Here is a 17822-nt window from a genome sequence, read left to right as displayed (position 1 = left end):
ACAGGGGCGCTGGAACTACTTGGCCGCGTCCGGCACGAATTTGAGCACGTTGCCGTTGATGCAATAACGCTTGCCGGTCGGCGGCGGGCCGTCGTCGAAGACGTGGCCGAGGTGGATGCCGGAACTGGCACTGCGCACTTCGACGCGTTTCATGCCCATGCTGATATCTTCATGCAGCGAGATGGCGCCGGGCAGCGGATTGAAGAAGCTCGGCCAGCCGGTGCCGCTCTCAAACTTGGTATCGCTGCGGAACAGCGGCACGCCGGAGATCGGATCGACGAAGGTGCCGGGGCGCTTTTCATCGAGGTTGGAGCCGGTACCCGGGCGCTCGGTCCCCAGCTCGAAGGCGATCTTCTGCTGGGCCGGTGTCAGCAGGTGAAAGCCCAGCCATTTCCAGAAGCGGGCGGTTTCGCCGTTGTAGCCGGTATAGCGCGAGACTTCCTTGCCCTTCTCGAAGAGCACCATGGTCGGCGTAGCGAACAGTGCCTTTTCCAGCGACCAGCCAGCCGGCGCTTCGGGGTGCAGCGTGCGGACGACGGCGACCGGCGATTTCCAGTGATCAAGCACGTCGGCCTTGAACTTGCGGCAGTAGGCGCAGTCATCGGCCTCGAAGACGATCAGCTGGCGCTCGAAGTTGAGCGCCTTGGCCTCGAGTCGCGGCGCCTTGGTGGCGGCCGGCGGCATCGGCGTCGAAGCGCCGTTGGCATTCGGATACTTGACCCCGGTACCGCCCAGGCCGCAATAACCGTCGGGGTTCTTGACCAGGTAGTTCTGGTGGTATTCCTCGGCCGAGTAGTACTTTTTCAGCGGCGCGATTTCGGTGGTGATGGCGCCGAATTTCTCGGCGGACAGGGCCTTCTGGTAGGCATCCTTGGTTTTCAGGGCGAGCGCCTGCTGGGCATCGTTGTGGGTGTAGATGGCGCTGCGGTAATTGGTGCCGACATCGTTGCCCTGGCGGTTGCCCTGCGTCGGGTTGTGGCTTTCCCAGAACTGGATCAGCACCTTTTCCAGATCGACCTTGGCCGGGTCGAAGGTCACCTTGACCACTTCGGCGTGGTTGCGCTGGCTGGACTTGCCGGCACGCAGCGCTTTTTCGTGGGCGAGCACCGCTTCGTAGGTGCCAGCGACCTCGCCGTTGGCGTAACCGCTTTCGACATCGAGCACGCCGGGGATGGCCGCCATTCGTTTTTCGGCGCCCCAGAAACAGCCCATGCCGAGCACGATGCTATCGGTGACCGCCGGTTTTGCCGCCTTGGCGGCGGTCTTGTCGTCGGCGCAGGCGCCGACCAGAAAACTGGTAGAGAGGACCAAGATGATTCCTTGTATGAGTCGTCGGGGTGACATTGCTTGCCTTTCGCTGGCCGAAGAAGCCGACCGGGCCGAAACGCCCGGTCGCCACCTTCCGCCTGTGGTGGACGATCCGTTTGCGCAGTGGTTCCCTTGAGTCGACGGCGGCGATTTGCTGCCGAGTTCCGGAAAGTACCTCAAATCGCGCTTAAGGTAGCCGCCCTGACTCAAAAGGCGAGGCGTGCCCGCCGAATCAATCCCAGGCCAACGCCCCACCCGTCTGGTACTCGGTCACCCGCGTTTCGAAGAAGTTCTTCTCCTTGCGCAGGTTGGCCTGCTCGTCGAGCCAGGGCAGGACGTTCTCGGCGCCCGGGAAGGGCTCCTCGACACCGACCTGCCTGGCCCGCCGGTTGGCGACGAAGCGGAACTGCCGGACGTGCAGATCGGCGTTGTAGCCGAGAATCGGTTCTTTCAGGATGAACCCGGCGTAGGCGACTTCGGCGGCCTCGGCTTCATCCCACAGTTCGCGCAGCGCGACGGGATCGAGCGTCAGGTTTTCTTCGATGAGCAATTCGCGGATGACGCGAATGCCGAAAGCGCAGTGCAGCACCTCGTCGCGCATGATGTACTGCAACTGCTCGGCGGCGCCCTTCATCAAACCGCGCCGCTGCAGCGCGAAGATCGGCGTGAAGCCGTTGTAGAACCAGCAGCCTTCGAAAATCACCGCGAAGAAGAAATAGGAGAGTGCGAATTCGTGCAGGTTGGCGCGGTCGGTGAGATCGAAGTCCGAACGGAGTACCTTTCCCAAGCGCCGATTGGCGAGCGCGATCTTGCCGTGGATTTCCGGCACGACACGGTAACGGTTGTAGATTTCCTGCTGATCGAGACCGATGCTTTCGATGCAGTGCTGGTAGGTCCAGGTGTGCAGCGCTTCTTCATAGACCTGGCGGGCCTGGTAGATCTGCAGTTCCGGCGCGCTCATCTTCTCCATCACCGCCAGGCCGATGTTGCGCATGGCGAGGATGTCGGAGGTCGTCAGATAGGCCAGCACATTCTCGAAAACGTGGCGCTCGGCCGGGCTGAGCTTGTGGTGGTAGTCGTGCACGTCCTGCGCCATGCTGATTTCGAGCGGCGTCCAGTGGTTGCGGTTGGCCTTGAGGAAGAACTCCCAGGCCCACGGGTACTTGAAGGGCGCCAACTGGTTGATGTCGGCCTTGCCATTGACGATGCGCTTGTCCGCCGCGTTGATCGGCGCCAGGGCGGCGGTGGGTGGCATTGGGGGAAGTACGCCGTTCGCTGGTATTTCAGTGTCGATCGCAGCGGCAACCGGCTTTGGGGCAGCAGGCTGATCCCAGTCGTCAAAGCGGAGCGCGCTCATTGGCAGGCCTCGCATTCCGGATTATCGATGGCGCAAAATTTCGGTTCTTCCGGTGCAACCGCCTCGTCGCGCCCGCCCGCTTTCTCGGCCTGACTGGCACCGAGCGTGCGCAGGTAGTAGGTGGTTTTCAGGCCGCGCGTCCAGGCCAGCTTGTAGATTTCGTCGAGTTTCTTGCCGGAGGGCAGCGCCAGATAGAGGTTCAGCGATTGCGCCTGATCGATCCATTTCTGCCGGCGCGCCGCCGCTTCGATCAGCCACACCGGGTCGATCTCGAAGGCGGTGGCGTAGCGCGCCTTGAGTTCGTCCGGCACGCGCTCGATGCGGGCCAGCGAGCCGTCGAAATACTTGAGGTCGGCGACCATGACTTCGTCCCACAGATCGAGCGCTTTCAGATCGCGGACCAGCGCATCGTTGACGACGGTGAACTCGCCGGAGAGGTTGGATTTGACGTAGATGTTCTGGTAAGTCGGCTCGATGCTGGCCGAGACGCCGACGATGTTGGAAATGGTCGCGGTCGGCGCAATCGCCACGCAGTTGGAATTGCGCATGCCGTAACGGGCGATGCGTTCCCTGAGCGCGTCCCAGTCGAGACTGGATTCGCGGTTCACCTCGAGATAGCCGCCCCGCCCTGCTTCGAGCAGCCGGATCGAGTCGAGCGGCAAAATACCCTGATCCCACAGGCTGCCGGTGAAGCTGGAATAACGGCCGCGCTCGCGGGCCAGTTCGCTCGATGCCGAGTAGGCGTGGTAGCAGACGGCTTCCATGGCTTTGTCGGCGAATTCCACCGCAGCGGTCGACGCGTAGGGCAGGCCGATTTCGTAGAGGCAATCGGCAAAGCCCATGATGCCGAGGCCGACCGGACGATGCCGCAGGTTGGCATTGCGCGCCTTGGGCGTCGCGTAGAAATTGATATCGACGACGTTGTCGAGCATGCGCAGCGCTGTGTTGATCGTGCGGGCCAGCTTGGCCTGGTCGAGCTGGCCGTCCTTCAGATGCGCCAGCAGATTGATCGAACCGAGATTGCAGACGGCGGTTTCCGAATCCGAAGTGTTCAGCGTGATCTCGGTACAGAGGTTCGAGCTATGCACGACACCGACGTGCTGCTGCGGCGAGCGCAGGTTGCAGGCATCCTTGAAGGTGATCCACGGATGGCCGGTTTCGAACAGCATGGTCAGCATCTTGCGCCACAGCTGCACGGCCGGGATTTTCTTGTGCAGCTTGAGTTGACCGCTGGCCGCTTGCGCTTCGTAGCCAAGGTAGGCGATCTCGAATTCAGCACCGAACAAATCGTGCAGATCGGGCACGTCGACCGGCGAGAACAAGGTCCATTCGGCATTTTCGATGACCCGCTGCATGAACAGGTCGGGAATCCAGTTGGCGGTGTTCATGTCGTGCGCGCGGCGGCGCTCGTCGCCGGTATTCTTCCTGAGGTCGAGAAATTCCTCGATGTCGAGATGCCACGTCTCGAGATAGGCGCAGACGGCGCCCTTGCGTTTGCCGCCCTGGTTCACGGCGACCGCCGTGTCGTTGACCACCTTCAAAAAGGGAATCACCCCCTGGCTCTGGCCGTTGGTGCCTTTGATCCGGCTGCCCAGCGAACGCACCGGCGTCCAGTCGTTGCCCAGGCCACCGGCGTATTTCTGCAACAGGGCGTTTTCCTTGATCGACTGGAATATGCCTTCGAGATCGTCGGCCACCGTGGTCAGGTAGCAGGATGACAGCTGCGAATGCAGCGTGCCGCTGTTGAACAGGGTCGGTGTCGAGCACATGAAATCAAAACTGGAAATCAGGTCGTAGAACTCGATGGCACGGGCTTCGCGGTCGATTTCGTTGAGCGCCAGGCCCATCGCGACACGCATGAAAAAAATCTGCGGCAGCTCGATGCGCCGCCCTTCGATGTGCAGGAAGTAACGGTCGTACAGCGTCTGCAGGCCGAGGTAGCCGAACTGCAGGTCGCGCTCGGGTTTCAGGGCGGCGGCGAGGCGCGCCAGGTCGTAGGTGGCGAGGCGCGGGTCGAGCAGTTCGGCGGCGATGCCCTGCTTGATGAAATCGCCGAGATAGTCGGCCTGGACGACCGCCAGCTCATCCAGCGTCACCGGCTGGCCGAGCACTTCGCGGCCCAGACTGGCCAGCAGCAAGCGGGCGGTGACCTGGTTGTAGGCCGGCTCGCGCTCGATCAAGGTGCGCGCGGCGAGGATCAGCGCCTGGTAGACGTCGGCCAGCGGCACGCCATCGTAGAGATTCTTCAAGGCGTGCTCAAAGATGGTCCGCGGCGACACGACCTCGCCCAGACCGAAGCAGGCGGCTTCGCAATTCTTCAGCAGCAGTTCGCGGTCGAGCGGCTGGCGCACGCCGTTATCGAGCACATGCAGCTCGGCGACGTTGATTTCCTCGGCCTGGCTGGCCGCCCGCTCGGCGGCGCGGCGTTCGCGGTAGAGCACGTAGGCCCGCGCCACGTCATGCTCGCCGGCACGCATCAACGCCAGTTCGACCTGGTCCTGGATGTCCTCGATATGCACCGTACCGCCATCCGGCGAACGGCGGGTCAGCGAGCGAACGACGCTCTGCGTCAGGCGGGCGACGAGTTCGCGGAGGCGCGACGACACCGAACTCTGGCTGCCCTCGACGGCGAGAAAGGCCTTGCTCAGCGCAACGGCGATCTTGTCGGCATCGAAGGCAACGAGCGCGCCGTTACGGCGGATGACCTGCAGGGCGGCAACCGCGAATTCGTTTGCGGCAGAGAGAGACTGGACATTGGATTGCAAGGCGATTCTCCGTATCGGGGGGGCGGAGAACCGAGTACGTGTGCCGCCGGAACAGGCCAGCCGATGCGACGGGAAGAATCCCGGCAACGGCTCGACGCGACGGACCAACGGCAACAGACCACGCAAAAACCTCTCGTCAGGGACACCCCGCCCCAAAAACATCAAAAAAAGGACACATTGAGGCAGGTCTCCTGGCTCTCGGCTCAGCGCGTTTCACCCGCCTTCCCGGACGCATCCAGTGGCATGGGGTGGCGAAACGCTCGCCGATTACAGTTGCGGGGGCAGCCCCGGAATTCAGGTCGAAGACCTGGCACCGGATTCCCTTTCAATCCCCTTGCGGGGAACCTTCAATGAACGGCAGTCTAGCTGCCCGGCATTATCGAAGTCAAGAAAAACCACTACATACGGTAACAAAAAACAAAAATTGAACTACATATAGTTTCAGGTCACGCCACCGCAACGATTCATTGGCGCCCGCCGGAGCTTACCAACCGCGACGTTCCTGGCGGCATCTTCACCATTCCGGTCACCGGCTCGTTCTGACGGTATCATCGCGGGCTGTCCGGCACTTATTTTCCCCATGCACCGCAAACCCCTCGCTTTCGTCGACCTGGAAACCACCGGCGCCACCGCCACCTTCGACCGCATCACCGAAATCGGCATCGTCGAGGTCGATGCCGACGGCAGCGTTCGCGAGTGGCAGCAACTGGTCAATCCGGGCATCCGCATTCCGCCTTTCATCGAACAACTGACCGGGATCAGCAACGCCATGGTGGCCGATGCGCCGGCATTTGAAGAGGTCGCCGGCGAAGCCTTGTGTCGCCTGGAAGGCCGCCTGTTCATCGCGCATAACGCGCGCTTCGACTATGGCTTCCTGAAAAATGAATTCCAGCGCCTGGGCATTGTGTTCCGGGCGCCGGTGCTATGCACGGTGAAGCTGTCGCGTACGCTGTTTCCCGAACACAAGCGCCACAATCTGGATTCGCTGATCGAGCGCCATGGCTTGCAGGCCGAGGCACGTCACCGGGCACTGGCCGATGCCCAGTTGATCCACCAGTTCTGGCAGCGTATCCACGTCGCACCCGGCCTGGAAACCGTGCAGGCTGCGCTGAAGACGCTCAACGCCCATCCCAGCCTGCCTTCCCAGCTTGATCCCGGGATCATCGACGAGTTACCGGAAACGCCCGGTGTCTATCTTTTCTACGGTGAAAACGAACTGCCGCTCTACATCGGCAAGGCCAAGGACATCCGCAAGCGCGTGCTGTCCCACTTCGCCGCCGACCACAAGTCGGCCAAGGACATGGCCCTGTCGCAACAGCTCAGGCGCATCGACTGGATCGAAACCGCCGGCGAAATCGGTGCCTTGCTCAAGGAAGCGGCGCTGGTCAAGCAACTGCAGCCGAGCAGCAACCGCCAGTTGCGCAAGAACGACGACATTTGCACCTGGACTCTGGTCGACGAGGGCGAAGGCTGGCTGCGCCCGGAACTGACATCGGCCCGCGATCTTGAATTCGGCATCCATGCCTCCTGCTACGGCCTGTTCAAGAACAGCAAGGAAGCCACCGACGTGCTGCGCGCACTGGCGACCGAATACAATCTGTGCGACACCCTGCTCGGCCTGGAGAAAAACGTTCCCGGCAAACCCTGTTTCGGCTACCAGATCCGGCGCTGCAAAGGCGCCTGCGTTGGTCACGAACCCTATGCCAAACACACGATGCGGCTGGTCGGCGCACTGACCCGGCTGAAGCTGGTCGCCTGGCCGGTGAACGGACCGGCACTGATCCGCGAAGGCAAGGAACTCCATCTGATCGAAGGCTGGCGCTACCTCGGGACGGCCCGTTCCGAAGTTGAATTGCACGACCTGCTGGACGCCACTCGCCCGCCATTCGATCGGGATATCTACAAGCTGTTGGCGAAGCATGTTGGCAAGATGATTCCCTTATCATCGGCCCATGCGTCATTGACGAGGAATTGACATGAAATACCTGACCGCCCTGCTCCTTGCCGCGCTTACCCTGCCGGCAAGCGCCGAGGAAATCGCCTGCACCACGACGACCTGGAAGCTGATCGGGGCCAATCATCGGATCTGCGTCTATGCCTACGACGATCCGAAAATTTCCGGCGTCACCTGTCATGTCAGCCAGGCGCGAACCGGCGGCGTCAAGGGTAGTTTCGGGCTGGCCGAAGACCCTTCGCAATTCTCGCTAGCCTGCCGCCAGATCGGCCCGATCAACCTGCCGGCCAAGCTGCCGGACGATGAAGTGGTGTTCAGCGAAGACACCTCGATCCTCTTCAAGGAAACCAAGATTCACCGCTTCCTCGACGAAAAGCGCAAGGTGCTGGTTTATCTGGCGATCAGCCGGAAGATTATCGAAGGCGCCCCGGCCAATGCGATTTCCACGGTGCCGATCCAGCCATGGGGTGGCAAGTGAGTCACAAGACCGCGTTGAAAAATGCGCCGCCTTACATCACCAAGGACGGCTCGGAAATCCGCGAACTGCTGCACCCGGCCCTGCACCCGGTGCGCCACCAGAGCCTGGCCGAAGCGGTCGTCCCGCCCGGTGTCGCCACCGTGCTGCACCGCCATCTGGCAACTGAAGAGATTTACCACGTGACCAGTGGCAATGGCACGATGACGCTCGGCGCCGAACAGTTTGGGATCGAAGTCGGCGACAGCATCGTCATTCCGCCCGGCACGCCGCATCGCGTAGAAAACCTTGGCCACGATTCGCTGCATATTCTTTGCTGCTGTGCGCCAGCCTATTCGCACGACGATACCGAACTGCTCGAATAGGTTTCCGTGGCAGCCGGCCATCAGGCCAGCTTGGCGTCAGGCCAGATAGAGCGTCGCGTGCTCGAGGTCTTCGTGCGTATGCCCCTGTTGCAGCACATTGACGAACTTTCTCCAGATCAGGTCCGGCTCGCCTACCCGAAAGCCGTAAAACCCGTTGAAGCCATTGGCCTTGCCCCGTACCGCCAGAACTTTGACCACGGAAATCTCGCTTTTCCCGAGGTGTACCGTCGCCGAACTCCAGATGTTGAGCGGCAATTCTTCCTTGGTGTAGGCCTGAAAGCCGAATTCGGAAACTTCGATGACTTGAATCGCGAACTCGTCGGCCTTTTCTTCGGAAGAGTCGAGGCGAATCTGGCCAGGGCATTTCACCGAGAAACGCTGGTGTTGCCGGACCTGAACGTCTTGCTGCGGCACTTCCGGCAACACTTCGCGATAGGCCTGCAGATCGTAGATCGAATGGAGCAACACCTTCTTGCGCGGATCGAGATTGGCAAAGCCCTGCGTCCGCTCGTTGAAAAAATAGTCGAGCAAGGCCGGGGTCAGCACCGGATCATTGGTCGTGAAATATCGCCGATGAGGCAGTATCAGGTTCGGTAACTGGGTTTTGGTGAAGTAGGCGTAGAGGTCTTTACGCGGTGACTTGTTCTGGTAGACGTGTTCCAGAGTGGCGGGCGCCAGTTGGAGATCGAGGGATGCGCCAACCGCCGGGGCGCCATTGGCAAAATCATAGTTCTCGACCACATTGGCCGTCAGGCGCTCGAAAAAGAGCAGCGATTCATACATTTCGATGCGATTGGGATTGACTGCAATCAGCAGATGACGGGTATCGAAGTAGTGCGTCGCATACTCGTACATGAACTTCATCAGAGGAAAAAGAATCGCCCCACCGGTCTTGCGAAAACTGGGATGAACCGCCAGCGCCGAAACCTCGGCCAGTTTCCCGGCCTTTTGCCTGACGCCACTCAGGTCGAAAACCTGTTGCAACGGAAAGCCGAAGGCGCTTTCGCGGATCAGGGATATCGTTCCAACCACCTCGCCATCCCATTTGGCACAAAGCGTCGTCGTCGTTGGCAGCGCATGGTAAATCGTCACCCGCATGCCGGATGGATCGGGCCGCATGAAACCGCTGTCGACATAAGCGTCGTGGAGCAACGAAAAGCACGCTTCCAGTTCTTCCCGACTTTCGGCAATTTTCAGTACCAGCCGCTCACTTGGTGTCGGATCGCAATCGACAAAGGAACGGTAGACGGCAAACCGGGTATCCCGCGGCAGAGCCGAGAACGCCTTGCGCAAGCCCTGATGCAGGCGCTTTCTCAGTACTTTGGTCCAGCTGATTTGCATCTGAAAGCCCCCGCCTTGCCGAAAGTGAATCTCGAATCAATGTTGATGTTATATACCAGACGCCAGTCAAATGAATAGTGCAGGCATCGGCGTGACTTGATCGCCCATGACGATCTATTACTTTGGTCGTAAAGATTTTTTTCCAGACCACGCGTAGACTTGCCGGCCCGTTTGCCACATTCCAGTGCCAGACAGCGTGCTTTCACCCGGTATCTGCATCAGCCAGCCCCGATATCACCCTTGGATTTGTTGTTTCAGCCCTCCGTCATTGGCCAGCCGGAACAGCGAAGCGATTATTTCCAAGGGCGGTGAGCAAGTCCCGCACCTGCCTCTGCGCTGCTTATATCAAGCATTCCCGCGAACTTGAAGTCACCGTGAAATACTACACAAGCAACATACTCCGTCATCACTACAATCGATGCCAACAACTTGCGACTCCGGCACAAACGCCGTGGCGTCGACAAAGTTATGCTCAGCGGTACGCGCAGGCAATTGAAATGCGGTCTGTTATCTTTGTATTTGACGATTTGCGGGACGGAGACCGATCATGATCCGATTGTTCAATCACTGGTTACGCTGGCACTCGATAGGCCAGATGCTCTTTGACTTTTCCTTCGTGATTGTCGGCTTGGTGATCGCCGTGATGTGGGTTGGCAACGGCCTCCCGGTCAACATCAAGCAAGTCCTGATTTTTGGCCTGCTGCTCGGCGTGGCGATGCTGGTGATCAACTCCTGGCTGGGCTTCTATCAGCGCTACAACAACCGGACCATCATGGAAAGCCGGGCGCGCGCCGTACTCTCGCTCTACCTCGCCGTTCCGATTGCCTATGGCATTTTCGCCCTCCTCCCGCTGACCGGGGTGAGCCATGAGTTCCTCCAGCTATCCGCCATGTCGGCCGTTTTCGGCATGCTGGTGACCCGCGTCAGCGCCGCCCATGCGCCCACCACCGGCATGCCGACCCGGAAAATCATGGTTTTCGGAACGGGCGCCCGCGCCCTGGGCGTCAAGCGGGCGCTGAATAAATCCGACCCGTCCGCCGAAATCGTTGGTTTCTTCCCGAGCCCGAATGAAGAACAAACTGCGGTTCCCGGCGCGATGCTCATCTCGCGCGACCGCTCCCTGACCGATACGGCAATTTCGCTGAAAGTCGATGAAATCGTCGTGGCCCTTACCGAGCGTCGTGGCGGCTCAATGCCGTTGCGCGAACTGCTCGACTGCAAACTGCAGGGCATTCGCGTTCTCGACCTGGCCAGCCATTTCGAACAGACGCTCGGCCAAATTCGCCTCGAATCCCTTTATGCCGGCTGGCTCATTTTCGGCGAAGGCTTCCGACAGGGAACCATGCGCACCGTCGTGAAGCGCCTCTTCGACATCGTCTGCGCAAGCATTCTGATCTTGCTCTCCCTGCCGATCATGGCGGTTACCGCCATCGCCATCGTCGCCGAAAATGGCTTTCCCATTTTTTATCGTCAGGAGCGCGTTGGCCTTAACGGACGACTTTTCAACGTCATCAAGTTCCGCAGCATGCGTAACGATGCCGAGAAGGATGGCAAGCCGGTCTGGGCAACGGCGCAGGATGACCGGGCGACCAAGGTCGGCAAGATCATCCGCAAACTCCGGATTGATGAATTGCCCCAGCTGTTCAGCGTTCTCAAAGGCGATATGAGCCTGGTCGGTCCCCGTCCCGAACGCCCCTTCTTCGTCGATCAGCTGACCAAGGAAATCCCTTTCTACGCCGTACGGCACAGCGTCAAGCCGGGTGTTACCGGCTGGGCACAGGTTCGCTACCATTACGGTGCGACCGTCGAGGACTCGGCAGAAAAGCTCCAGTACGATCTCTATTACGTCAAGAACCACTCCCTGTTTCTCGACATTCTCGTCCTCTTCGATACCGTAGGCGTCGTGCTTACCGGCAAGGGCGCCCACTGAAATACCTGATGCCACGCACCGCCGTGGCGTTTTCATTGATCGCTCATGGATACTGAATCAGCCTCGCTGATCGTCTGGAGTTTCGGGATTGCCGCGGTTGCATATGCGCTGCTGGCCACCTATCTCTTTACTCTTGGTAGTGAATGGCGCTCCGGTCAGCGGACCGGAACGATGTTTCTGGCCGTTTCATTTTCGGCACTCTGGGCTGGACTGTCCTTCCTGTCGACCATCAGCCCCCAGCCGTTGTTCGCGCTTTCCGCTTCGCTGAGCGATGTATTGCGACACGGCGCCTGGTATGCGTTCGTGATTTACCTGCTCGGTTCCGAGCGTGGCCAATCGGCCACCCGCGCATTACTTCCAGCCTGGCTGATCCCGGCGTGCTGGGGCCTCGTGCTCGGTGGCCTCGGCCTGCAACTCTCACTGGCCTTTGGCTTATTGCCAGCCGACCAGTGGTTTCGAACCGCGTTGTTTCATGCCCTGGCCATGCCTGTCCTCGGCCTCATGCTGGTCGAGCAGTTGTTCCGCGCCGTATCCGACGACTCCATCTGGAACATCAAGCCGCTGTGCCTAGGCCTCGCCGGTCAGTTTGTATTCGATATCTATCTATTTTCCGACGCATTGATGTTCAACCGAGTCGACGGCGACGCCATCAGCATTCGCGGATTCATTCATGCAATGACCATTCCGCTGCTGTTGGTGGCCACCCTGCGCAGCCGCGACTGGACATCAAAGATCCACCTTTCGCAGAAAGCGGCATTTCACTCCGCCACGTTGCTGATCGCCGGACTCTACCTGCTGTTGATGGCCAGCGTTGGCTACTACGTCCGCTATTTCGGCGGCGACTGGGGCCGCGCCATGCAATTGGCGCTCGTCTGCGCCGCCATTCTCGGCTTGGGCGTCCTTGTCGCATCGGGTTCAATGCGGGCCAAGCTCCGCGTTCTGGTCGGCAAGCATTTTTTCCGTTATCGCTATGACTATCGTGAAGAGTGGCTGCGCTTCACGCAAACGCTTTCCGCCCAAGTCTCGCCGGAAACCATGGGACAACAAGTCATCCGCGGCTTGGCCAACATGGTCGAAAGCCCGGCTGGCGGACTCTGGCTGAGGGAGGCAGGACAGGATAGCTACCGCCAGACGGCCCGCTGGAACATCCCGGTCAGCGACGTGGCGGAAGCCCCCGAATCATCGCTCTCCCGCTTCCTGCTGAATAGCGGCTGGGTAATCAATCTTGAGGAATATCGCTGCTACCCAGGTCGTTATGGCGACCTGGAAATACCGGCATGGATCCCCGAGATTCCGAATGCCTGGCTGGTGATACCGTTGATGGTTGGCAATCAGATGAATGGATTCGTCGTTCTGGCCAGCTCGCGAACCCCGATCGATGTGAACTGGGAAGTCAATGACCTGTTGCGTACCGCCGGTTGTCAGGCCGCAGGATTCCTGGCCAAGATGCAAGCCACCGAAGCATTGCTCGAAGTACGGAAATTCGAAGCTTTCAACAAGATGTCGGCTTTCGTCGTCCACGATCTGAAAAACATCGTCACCCAGCTCGCATTGATGCTGAAAAATGCCGAACGCCACCGTGACAATCCGGAGTTCCAGCAAGACATGCTGATGACGGTAGAACACTCCGTCGAACGGATGCGGCAACTGATGATGCAGCTGCGAGAAGGCGCCACTCCCCCGGGAACCGCATGTGGTGTTAATCTTCCAGACGTCATTCAACGGATTCAGAAGGAAAAGATGGATCAGGGAAGGTCAGTCGAGGTCAGGGTCCAGGAACGACTGGCGACGCGCGGTCATGAAGATCGTCTGGAACGGGTGATTGGCCACTTGGTGCAGAATGCCCTTGATGCCACCGACCCTGCCGGCAAGGTATGGGTCGCACTCGAACGGCGTGGCGACCGTGCCGCGCTGGAAGTCGGCGATACCGGCCTCGGCATGACCCCTGAGTTCATTCGCAACCGCCTGTTCAAGCCTTTTCAGAGTACCAAACGGGCGGGTATGGGCATTGGCGCTTATGAAAGCGCTCAGTACATTCGCGAACTGGGTGGCGAAATGCAAGTCGACAGCGAACCCGGAAAAGGCACGCGGATGACCGTGATCCTGCCGCTTTTCAAAATCAGCACCGAATCCGACTTGCGCACAAAGGAGCATGCTTGAGCACAGATAAGCCCCGTCCCCTGCTGATCGTCGAAGATGACCCGGCTTTGCAGAAACAATTACGTTGGTCCTTTGACCAATTTGAGACCTTGACCGCCGGCGATCGGGAAAGCGCCCTCACCCACGTTCACCGCCACAGCCCGCCCGTGGTGACCATGGATCTTGGCTTGCCACCGGATGCCGACTCGGTCTCGGAAGGTTTTCGCCTGCTTGAACAGATACTCTCGGCGGCCCCCGACACCAAAGTCATCGTACTTACCGGCCAGAATGATCGGAGCAATGCCTTGCGCGCCATCGGCCTCGGTGCCTACGATTTCTTCGCCAAGCCGTTCGAGCCGGAACTCCTTGCCCTGACTATTGACCGGGCCTTTCGTCTGTACGACCTGCAGCAGGAAAACCGGCGCCTGCAGGCCGCCCAGCACCCGGCAGCCCTGGCCGGTCTGCTGACCCGGAATGCCGAAATGCTGCGTGTTTGCCGCACCATCGAGAAGGTAGCCAGCAGCAATGCCACAGTGTTGCTGCTCGGCGAAAGCGGAACTGGCAAGGAGGTACTGGCGCGCGGGGTACATGAAGCATCGCCACGCAAGAACGAACGCTTCGTTGCCATCAACTGCGCCGCCATCCCGGATAACCTGCTGGAGAGTGAACTATTCGGTTATGAAAAAGGCGCTTTCACCGGCGCCGCCAAAACCACACCGGGCAAGATCGAAAGCGCCAATGGCGGCACGCTGATGCTTGACGAAATCGGTGATTTGCCACATTCACTGCAGGCCAAGTTGCTGCGCTTTCTGCAGGAGCGGGTCGTTGAACGGGTTGGCGGGCGCCAGGAGATTCCCGTCGATGTACATATCGTCTGTGCCACCCATCAGGATCTCAAGACACTGATCAAGGAAGGTCGTTTTCGCGAGGATCTTTTCTATCGCCTGGCCGAGATCGTTATCAATATCCCCCCTTTGCGCGAGCGCAAGGGTGATGCGACATTGCTCGCCCATGCTTTCGTCCGCCGGTTTTCAGCAGAACAGAACCGCGGCACCATGACGCTCACCGAGGATGCTGTTCGTGCCATCGAATCCCATCCCTGGCCAGGCAATGTCCGGGAACTCGAAAACTGCATCAAGCGAGCGGTGATCATGGCCGATGGGCAGCAAATCACCCGTGAAGATATTGGCCTGGATACCGAGGATGACGCCAACACCGAATTTATCGACCTGCGTCGAATTCGCGACGATGCTGAACGCAATGCCGTCGTTACCGCGCTGGGTCGCGCCAATGGCAATGTGGTACGTGCTGCGGAGATCCTCGGCATCAGTCGCCCCACCCTCTATGACCTCATGCACCGCCTGGGTTTGAAATAGCTGATATTTTTTGAAAGCACACGTCATGAAAAAACGTCAATCGATCATTTCCACCGCGATTTCAACCGCTTTGCTGGCGGCGTTCCTTGGCGGTTGCGGCGGCGACAGCCCGGATGCGCTGATTGCCTCCGGCAAGGATTTCCTCGCCAAAAAGGACAGCAAGGCAGCCGTCATCCAGTTGAAGAATGCCTTGCAGAAAAACCCGGAGCTTGGCGAGGCACGCTTCCTTCTGGGGAAAGCGCTACTGGAAAGCGGCGATATGGCTGGTGCAGAGGTTGAACTGCGCAAGGCACTCGACCTCAAATATGCCAGCGACCAAAGCATCCCCCTGCTTGCCCAGGCGCTCCTGGCGACCGGCAAAGCCAAGAAAGTCACAGACGAATTTGCCAAAGTAGAACTTCCGGCCAGCGAAGCGCAGGCCAACCTGAAAACCACGCTGAGCATTGCCTACTCCGCCCAAGGCGACCGCCCAACTGCCCAGAACGCGCTTGACGCGGCGCTCGCCGCCAAACCCGATTATGCCCCAGCCCAACTGGCCGACGCACGCAACAAGGCTGGCAGCCGTAAATTCGATGAAGCGCAGACCATAGTCGATGGCGTACTGGCAAAAAATCCGAACAGCGATGAAGCACTGCTGCTCAGCGGCTCATTGCAGGCGGTCAAGGGCAATCAGGAGGCGGCCATTGCGCTCTACCGCAAGGCTATCGAGGCCAGACCGGACTCTCTGCAGGCCCACTCCGCCGTTATATCCAGCCTGTTCCAGCAGCAAAAACTGGACGATGCAGTCAAGCAGATCGATGCACTAAAGAAAGTCGCCCCCAAGCATCCTCAGACTCTCTATCTTGACGCACAAGCAAAATACCAGCTCAAGGACTACAAGGCAGTCCGCGAATTGACGCAACAACTGCTGAAAATTGCCCCGAACAATCCGGCCAGTCTTCAATTAGCTGGCGCTGTCGAGTTTCAACTGGGCTCCTATATCCAAGCCGAAACCTACCTGACCAAGGCACTCCAATTAAGTCCGGCTCTTCCGCTGGCCCGCAGGCTTCTTGTCGCCAGTTATCTGCGCGCAGGTCAGCCGGCCAAAGCCCTCGGCGCAATACAACCGGCACTTGAGAGCACCGAGAAAGATCCAGGCCTGCTCGCGCTCGCCGGGGAAACCTATCTGCAAAATGGTGACGCAAACAAGGCCGCGGAATACTTTGCCACAGCGAGTACGCTCGACCCTGAGGACTCCGCCAAGAAAACCTCTCTTGCCCTAGCTCATTTAGCCCAAGGCAAGTCTGTCGGAGCGTTCGAAGAACTCGAACAGATTTCCCTTACCGACAAGGGCACGACAGCTGACCTTGCGCTGATCGCCGCCTACCTGCGAACCAACCAGGCTGACAAGGCGCTGAAGGCCATCGGCAGCCTGGAAAAAAAGCAACCAAATAACGCAGCCACCTACAATCTGCGAGCCCGCACGCTGCTGACCAAGAAGGATATTCCGGGAGCCCGCCAGAATTTTGAAAAGGCACTCTCAATCAATCCAAAGTTCTTCCCGGCGGCAGCCAGTCTCGCGGCGATGGATATCATGGAAAAAAAGCCCGACGATGCCCGCAAACGCTTTGAGTCGGTTCTTGCCGCGGATCCGAAGAACATACAGGCCATGCTTGCACTGGCGGAACTGCGTGCATCGAGTGGTGGCACACCTGACGAAGTCACCGGACTGATCAGCAAGGCAATCGCTGCCAATCCAGAGGAAGCCGCACCACGCCTGGCGTTGATCCAGTATCACCTGAGCAGGAAGGACAACAAGAAGGCTTTGACGGCGGCCAGCGACGCTTTGGCAGCCCTGCCTGACAAACCGGAAATACTCGATGCACTGGGTAGGACGCAGCAGGCCACAGGTGACTTGAACCAGGCACTAATAACCTACGGCAAGCTGGCGGCCATGCAACCCGCCTCACCGCTAGCCCAGATGCGGCTGGCAGAAATACATCTAGGCAGCAAGAACAAGGATGAAGCCGCAAAAAGCCTCAAGAAAGCACTGGAAATCAAGCCTGATCTAATTGAGGCTCAGCGTGGCCTGATCCTCTTTGCGATGGATTCCAAAAAATTTTCTGATGCCATTAACATCGCTCGCCAGGTTCAACAGCAAAGACCGAAGGAAGCTGCCGGTTTTGTATTTGAAGGGGATATACGCGCTACGGAAAAGGCTTGGCCTGAAGCCATCGGCGCCTATCGCGCCGGTTTGAAACAGGTTGCCGCTCCAGAATTAGCAGTCAAGTTGCATACCGCCCTACTTGCTTCCAACGCGGTGGCTGAAGCAGAAAAAATGGCAACGACGTGGATCAAGGAACATCCGAAGGATGTTGCACTCCGCGTCCACATGGGAGATATCGCTACCGCACGCAAGCTATATCCGCAGGCCGTCCAGAATTACCGCGGAGCACTTGAAATTCAGCCAAACAATCCATTGGTGTTGAACAACCTGGCTTGGGTTTCGGGCCAACTCAAGGCGCCGAAAGCGCTCGAGTACGCGGAGAAAGCCAACCAGTTGTCCCCCAACCAGCCGTCTTTCATGGATACGCTCGCCATGTTGCTCGCCGACAAGGGTGAAACCGTTAAGGCAATCGATCTTCTGCGCAAGGCAATGGCAATTAACCCACAGGCAACGGAAATTCAACTGAACCTCGCCAAGGTATTGATCCGCGCCGGCAAGAAAGATGAAGCGCGTAAGGAACTGGACGCCATCACCAAGCTGGGCGAAAAATTCTCCGGCCATGCCGAAGTCAGCCAGCTACAGAAAGAACTTTAAGATTTTGTTCAA

11 protein-coding genes and 1 riboswitch are annotated in these 17822 nt (G+C 59.2%); of the genes, 7 read left to right on the top strand and 4 right to left on the bottom strand.

Annotated elements, in window-relative coordinates; translation table 11 throughout:
- Positions 1-15: 15 nt before the first annotated feature.
- The 3 genes from msrA to KI611_RS10045 all read right to left on the bottom strand — a co-directional run bounded on the left by msrA (position 16) and on the right by KI611_RS10045 (position 5430).
- On the bottom strand, positions 16-1311 hold the full coding sequence (gene msrA / locus KI611_RS10055; RefSeq protein ID WP_226419680.1) for a peptide-methionine (S)-S-oxide reductase MsrA: 1296 nt from the start codon (positions 1309-1311) through the stop codon (positions 16-18).
- A gap of 229 nt (positions 1312-1540) precedes the next feature.
- On the bottom strand, positions 1541-2563 hold the full coding sequence (locus KI611_RS10050; RefSeq protein WP_226419679.1) for a ribonucleotide-diphosphate reductase subunit beta: 1023 nt from the start codon (positions 2561-2563) through the stop codon (positions 1541-1543).
- Positions 2564-2661: 98 nt separating this feature from the next.
- On the bottom strand, positions 2662-5430 hold the full coding sequence (locus KI611_RS10045; RefSeq protein ID WP_226419678.1) for a ribonucleoside-diphosphate reductase subunit alpha: 2769 nt from the start codon (positions 5428-5430) through the stop codon (positions 2662-2664).
- Between the two features lie 163 nt (positions 5431-5593).
- Positions 5594-5794, bottom strand: a riboswitch (cobalamin riboswitch).
- Between the two features lie 216 nt (positions 5795-6010).
- Here KI611_RS10045 and KI611_RS10040 point away from each other — a divergent pair.
- The 3 genes from KI611_RS10040 to KI611_RS10030 are packed head-to-tail and all read left to right on the top strand — an operon-like array spanning position 6011 to position 8224.
- Positions 6011-7405, top strand: a complete 1395-nt coding sequence (locus tag KI611_RS10040) for a 3'-5' exonuclease family protein (protein WP_226419677.1) — start codon at positions 6011-6013, stop codon at positions 7403-7405.
- Position 7406: 1 nt separating this feature from the next.
- The gene (locus KI611_RS10035) at positions 7407-7862 is read left to right on the top strand and encodes a CreA family protein (RefSeq protein ID WP_226419676.1); all 456 of its coding nucleotides are present in this window, start codon (positions 7407-7409) and stop codon (positions 7860-7862) included.
- Entirely contained in the window at positions 7859-8224 is a 366-nt protein-coding gene (locus KI611_RS10030) for a cupin domain-containing protein (protein WP_226419675.1), read from the top strand. Before KI611_RS10035 ends, KI611_RS10030 begins: the two co-directional genes overlap by 4 nt.
- A gap of 36 nt (positions 8225-8260) precedes the next feature.
- Here the strand turns inward: KI611_RS10030 and KI611_RS10025 are convergent, their stop codons facing one another.
- A complete protein-coding gene (locus tag KI611_RS10025) occupies positions 8261-9565 on the bottom strand; it encodes a GNAT family N-acetyltransferase (RefSeq protein ID WP_226419674.1) in 1305 nt (434 codons plus the stop codon).
- A 547-nt stretch (positions 9566-10112) separates the two neighbouring features.
- On the opposite strand from KI611_RS10025, the gene KI611_RS10020 reads away from it, so the two are divergent.
- The 4 genes from KI611_RS10020 to prsT are packed head-to-tail and all read left to right on the top strand — an operon-like array spanning position 10113 to position 17810.
- The gene (locus KI611_RS10020) at positions 10113-11495 is read left to right on the top strand and encodes a TIGR03013 family XrtA/PEP-CTERM system glycosyltransferase (RefSeq protein WP_226419673.1); all 1383 of its coding nucleotides are present in this window, start codon (positions 10113-10115) and stop codon (positions 11493-11495) included.
- 45 nt (positions 11496-11540) lie between these two features.
- A complete protein-coding gene (prsK, locus tag KI611_RS10015) occupies positions 11541-13655 on the top strand; it encodes an XrtA/PEP-CTERM system histidine kinase PrsK (protein ID WP_226419672.1) in 2115 nt (704 codons plus the stop codon).
- Positions 13652-15010 (top strand): PEP-CTERM-box response regulator transcription factor, encoded by a 1359-nt coding sequence (prsR, locus tag KI611_RS10010; protein WP_226419671.1) that lies wholly within the window; start codon positions 13652-13654, stop codon positions 15008-15010. Before prsK ends, prsR begins: the two co-directional genes overlap by 4 nt.
- 25 nt (positions 15011-15035) lie before the next feature.
- Positions 15036-17810, top strand: coding sequence for an XrtA/PEP-CTERM system TPR-repeat protein PrsT (gene prsT, locus KI611_RS10005; RefSeq protein WP_226419670.1), 2775 nt, complete (start codon positions 15036-15038; stop codon positions 17808-17810).
- The last annotated feature ends 12 nt before the right edge of the window (positions 17811-17822 follow it).

Origin of the sequence: Dechloromonas denitrificans, assembly GCF_020510685.1 — a bacterium.
Classification (GTDB): Bacteria; Pseudomonadota; Gammaproteobacteria; order Burkholderiales; family Rhodocyclaceae; genus Azonexus; species Azonexus denitrificans_A.
This window is presented reverse-complemented; position numbering and strand designations above follow the sequence as displayed.

What these genes read in the sequence shown, in the direction of transcription:
- KI611_RS10050 (WP_226419679.1), bottom strand. Translation starts at nt 2,563, where the DNA reads ATGCCACCCACCGCCGCCCTGGCGCCGATCAACGCGGCGGACAAGCGC.
- KI611_RS10040 (WP_226419677.1), top strand. Translation starts at nt 6,011, where the DNA reads ATGCACCGCAAACCCCTCGCTTTCGTCGACCTGGAAACCACCGGCGCC.
- KI611_RS10035 (WP_226419676.1), top strand. Translation starts at nt 7,407, where the DNA reads ATGAAATACCTGACCGCCCTGCTCCTTGCCGCGCTTACCCTGCCGGCA.
- KI611_RS10025 (WP_226419674.1), bottom strand. Translation starts at nt 9,565, where the DNA reads ATGCAAATCAGCTGGACCAAAGTACTGAGAAAGCGCCTGCATCAGGGC.
- KI611_RS10020 (WP_226419673.1), top strand. Translation starts at nt 10,113, where the DNA reads ATGATCCGATTGTTCAATCACTGGTTACGCTGGCACTCGATAGGCCAG.
- prsK (WP_226419672.1), top strand. Translation starts at nt 11,541, where the DNA reads ATGGATACTGAATCAGCCTCGCTGATCGTCTGGAGTTTCGGGATTGCC.
- prsT (WP_226419670.1), top strand. Translation starts at nt 15,036, where the DNA reads ATGAAAAAACGTCAATCGATCATTTCCACCGCGATTTCAACCGCTTTG.